This is a genomic window from Haloferula chungangensis (assembly GCF_042664875.1).
GTDB lineage: Bacteria > Verrucomicrobiota > Verrucomicrobiia > Verrucomicrobiales > Akkermansiaceae > Haloferula > Haloferula chungangensis.
Genome location: NZ_JBHTBS010000032.1, coordinates 1 through 3,649, shown reverse-complemented (window position 1 = coordinate 3,649; position 3,649 = coordinate 1). Strand labels below are relative to the sequence as shown.

Genomic DNA, 3,649 nt, shown 5'->3' with positions numbered 1-3,649 from the left:
ACAAAGCTAACAAGCCGCAGCACGACAACCGCCTGACCCGCTCCGAGTCGAATTTTTCCCGTGATTACAACCCTCAACCCACAGTCAACGCGCGGCTGCCATCAGGCGGTGTGTGTGCTCTGACGTTGTGTCTAAAATCGAAATGAAGAGGATATTCATCGTTGCGATATTGTTCTGTAGCGTTGTTTCCTGCGATTCATCCTCGCAAGACGAAGGAGGAGAATCCTCGGAGATGAGCCAGAGCACTGATCAGGAGCAGCTAGAGCTCCATGAGCGAAGTGCGATTCTGGGTGACCATTGGACTCTTGCTGCGTTGAGCAACTTCTTTGATGAGGATCTGACGCCTGAACAGGTGAAATCAAGAATGGGCCCCAAACCTTTTGTGAATGTGGACGGAAGTGACACTGAGCTGATGTATGAGGTGTTGACCAAGGAACGATTCCAGAATGGCTGCAGGATTTCGTCGGTATCAATGGTGTTCCGCGATGGGAGATTTTTGTATGCGGAACTGGGTATGGAGGGCGTTTCATCACCCTCTTCAGGGGCAAACGAATAAGCGGCGTTCAGAACAAAAAACAACACAACAAGTCGGAGCAGGACGACGCCTTTCAGCGGCCTTGTTGAAAATCCGTTTTGGTGATTCATTACCACCAACAGGACTGGGAAGCGCCGCTTCAATTCACCGGCGCCGCCTGTCCTCAAACGTTCGGCAGAAAATGGAATCCCCCGTCCTAGATGAGCTGAAGGCCGCGCTTGCGAATCTTGAACTCACTGACGAGCAGTTTGAGATCCTTCCAGCCAATAGAGGTCGCGTAATTTTCGACGAGATGCTCCAAACTTTTACGAATGGTGTCGATTGTCGATGGTGGTGGGAGAGATTCTCCAGTGATTCATTCTCAGTCACGTTCGAGGACGGACAATCATATACCCGGATTTGTTCGATTGTTCCTGATCCCGATCAGCATGTCTATTTTGTGGTAGAGGACGATCGTGCTGATTTCTTTCCGGTATGCCTGACTACTCCACGAATTGCCCAGAAGGTTATTGGCGACTGCTTCGGCTTCGAGTATTACCTAGTTCCGAAAGATCGTTCGTGGCTCCTCTGCGAGAATCATCATGATGCGATGATTGGCATCGGTGAGAAGATCACAGCGCAACTAAGAAAACAACAAGCCGAACAAGACGGATCACGACGACGCCTTTAAGCCGCTTTGTTAGAGATTGATTTACCATGATTCCTGCACTTTCATTCCACTCGACGCGCGGCCATAAGGGCGGCGCGTGTGTCCTCTGACGTTCGCCAGAAAATACCCGATGCAGGATCCAATCGATATAGATGCTCGCACGAAAGGCGAAAGATGGTTCAAGTCTGCAATCTCCCAGACTTCGAATCTTGGCTGGTCCAGATTCTTTTTTGTGAGTGGGTTATTGCTGACTTTGATTTATTTTATCTATTTCTATGAGCCGACAGACGGATCAGTATTTCTCATTTTGGGGATAGGTTGGATGGGAGCTGGCGTTGTGTATTTCGAGCGCTATCAAGCACGCCAGATCATCCGACGACTTATCGACTCTTCCAATGGCAAGTAGAGCTGTGGACAATGCTTGCTGATTCTCCTCAACTAGCAAATGGCGAACAAGCCGGATCAGACCGACGCCTATCAGCGGCCTTGTCAGAAATCCGTTTTGGTGGTTCATTCTGTCTAACGAGATCGGAGTGCCGCCTTAATTCACGGCGCGTCTGTCCTCAAACGTTAGCTCAAGAAATGGGAGACCGGCTCATCATTACCCACATCCCGTCGTTGGTAGCCACACTACTCAACAAGGAACGTGCGAAGGGTGCACCTCTAACGAGAAAGGAAGTCGAATCGATTCGAGACGAGGCTCCCGCTCAAGTCCTGACGCCCGAGCAACGCGCAGCGATTGACGAACGTCGCGAATACGATGACATCGTTCCCGAGCGCGCCTGGGAAGACTGGCAGGTTGCACGCTTGGAACTGATTGCGGATGAATAATTCCTCCGACATGACCGGATTTGAGACGTTTCCGGAGCTCATCTCAGGCCGGAAGTTTGATCGTTATCAAGACGGTCTGAGGTCGCGTTGGCGGGCTTGGCGAATAGACTACCAGCTGACATACGGAGATCCGACACCCAAGCCTGCTTTATGGATGGATTTCACTATCGATGAAGCTTTGGCACGTGTCACACTTTGGGAGTCCGGCGAATGCGATATGGAGGTGCTGGACGCTGAATCCGGTGCAGACTTGTTTAGGGAGCACCACGAGTTTCGTTCATCGGCGGAGTTCTTCGAGACCTACCCGAAAGTTCCGATCTTCCTTCGACAGTATCGAGGTGACGACTGGCCAAGAACCGACAAGAGCTAACAAGGCGTCGCTCTCAACACCTGCCCCGCCACGAGTTCAATTCCCCATGATCATTCAACCTTTAACCCACAGTCGAAGCCTCGCTCTCGGGCAGGCGTGAGAGGACTTCGACGTTCTCCCAAAGAAAAGATGGATCGGCCCTATCCATATGCCAGACCGGAACCGGACGGATACCACCTTGAGTTGGTCGAGTTCGACAAGTGGGTAGAGCATAGTCACCTGCGTCATCCAGTCCCCGCTGATGAACATAGATTCGGCATTAAGAAGGGCGAACTTGTGAAGCTGATTTTCTATTACGAGAAGCCAAATCTCCTAAACGACCAGGTGTATAGAGCGGAGCACATGTGGGTCGAATATCTCGGGAACGGAAAAGGATGCATGATGGGCCGACTCGATAGCGATCCGGAGCACACCACTCTACTGCAGGCAGATGATCTTGTCGCCTTCCACCCAAAACACATAGTTCAGATATGGGGATATGATCCTGACGAAGGCGTCAAACGTGGAACGACGGCGCTCCCACCAAAAAGTGGGGAGAACAAGCCGGATCAGGACGACGCCTACCAGCGGCCTTGTTGAAATTCCATTTTGGTGATTCAATCTTCCCAACTGGATCGGAGCGCCGCCATCGTTCACCGGCGCGCCTGTCCTCAAACGTTCGCCAAGAAAATGATCCAGTTAGGACATCCAGCAACGCGAATTGCGCGACTTCAAGTCGTCGCAATCATTGGAGGCGTGTTTCTTACCCGGGCGGTCTTCATGGTATACGGATACCCGAACAATGGGGTCGACTTCGGCACCGTCCCAACTTTGATCCGGAACTTTGGATTTCTTCTCCTCGCCGTCCCGGTATTGTGGACCATCTTGAGTGTGTGGCTTGAGGAGCGGCCGGAAGGATTCTGGACCCGCCGATGGACAATCATCACAGGGGTCGTGATCCTCGGCATATTGGCTTCGCTTCTCTACTACTCTTTTAGCTACCCGGGGAGCAGGCGAGTTGGGCCGATTCAATCGGTCTCTCAAAGTTTGACTCCGCATACTCACTCCAACCAAAACAAGGCGAACAAGCCGGATATGGCGACGGCGAATAAGCCGCTTTGTTGAATTCGGAGCTTCTCTTCGCCGCGCCATTCCTCAAACGTTCGCTCGAAAATGGACCTTTGATCACGCACAATGAAAGCGAGCCTCCCTATTTCGATCGCGGCACTCATTCTGTCCGCTGTATCATTGATTCATTCTTACACGACGGCTGCATCAGTCGATC

At 51.7% G+C, this 3,649-nt stretch carries 6 protein-coding genes; all 6 read left to right on the top strand.

Annotated features, from left to right (window positions below; genetic code table 11):
- The first annotated feature begins 142 nt into the window (after positions 1-142).
- The 6 genes from ACFQY0_RS20930 to ACFQY0_RS20905 all read left to right on the top strand — a co-directional run bounded on the left by ACFQY0_RS20930 (position 143) and on the right by ACFQY0_RS20905 (position 3,489).
- On the top strand, positions 143-556 hold the full coding sequence (locus tag ACFQY0_RS20930; protein WP_379716923.1) for a hypothetical protein: 414 nt from the start codon (positions 143-145) through the stop codon (positions 554-556).
- Positions 501-1,205, top strand: coding sequence for a DUF6756 family protein (locus ACFQY0_RS20925; protein WP_379716920.1), 705 nt, complete (start codon positions 501-503; stop codon positions 1,203-1,205). The genes ACFQY0_RS20930 and ACFQY0_RS20925 overlap by 56 nt, the downstream gene beginning before the upstream one ends.
- A gap of 561 nt (positions 1,206-1,766) precedes the next feature.
- Complete coding sequence (locus ACFQY0_RS20920) at positions 1,767-2,015, top strand: hypothetical protein (RefSeq protein WP_379716917.1); 249 nt, start codon at positions 1,767-1,769, stop codon at positions 2,013-2,015.
- Positions 2,008-2,385: an immunity protein TriTu family protein gene (locus ACFQY0_RS21495; protein ID WP_465262163.1), complete on the top strand. Its 378-nt coding sequence runs from the start codon at positions 2,008-2,010 to the stop codon at positions 2,383-2,385. Before ACFQY0_RS20920 ends, ACFQY0_RS21495 begins: the two co-directional genes overlap by 8 nt.
- Before the next feature lie 129 nt (positions 2,386-2,514).
- Positions 2,515-2,964, top strand: coding sequence for a hypothetical protein (locus ACFQY0_RS20910; RefSeq protein ID WP_379716911.1), 450 nt, complete (start codon positions 2,515-2,517; stop codon positions 2,962-2,964).
- Between the two features lie 12 nt (positions 2,965-2,976).
- Positions 2,977-3,489, top strand: a complete 513-nt coding sequence (locus ACFQY0_RS20905) for a hypothetical protein (RefSeq protein ID WP_379716908.1) — start codon at positions 2,977-2,979, stop codon at positions 3,487-3,489.
- The last annotated feature ends 160 nt before the right edge of the window (positions 3,490-3,649 follow it).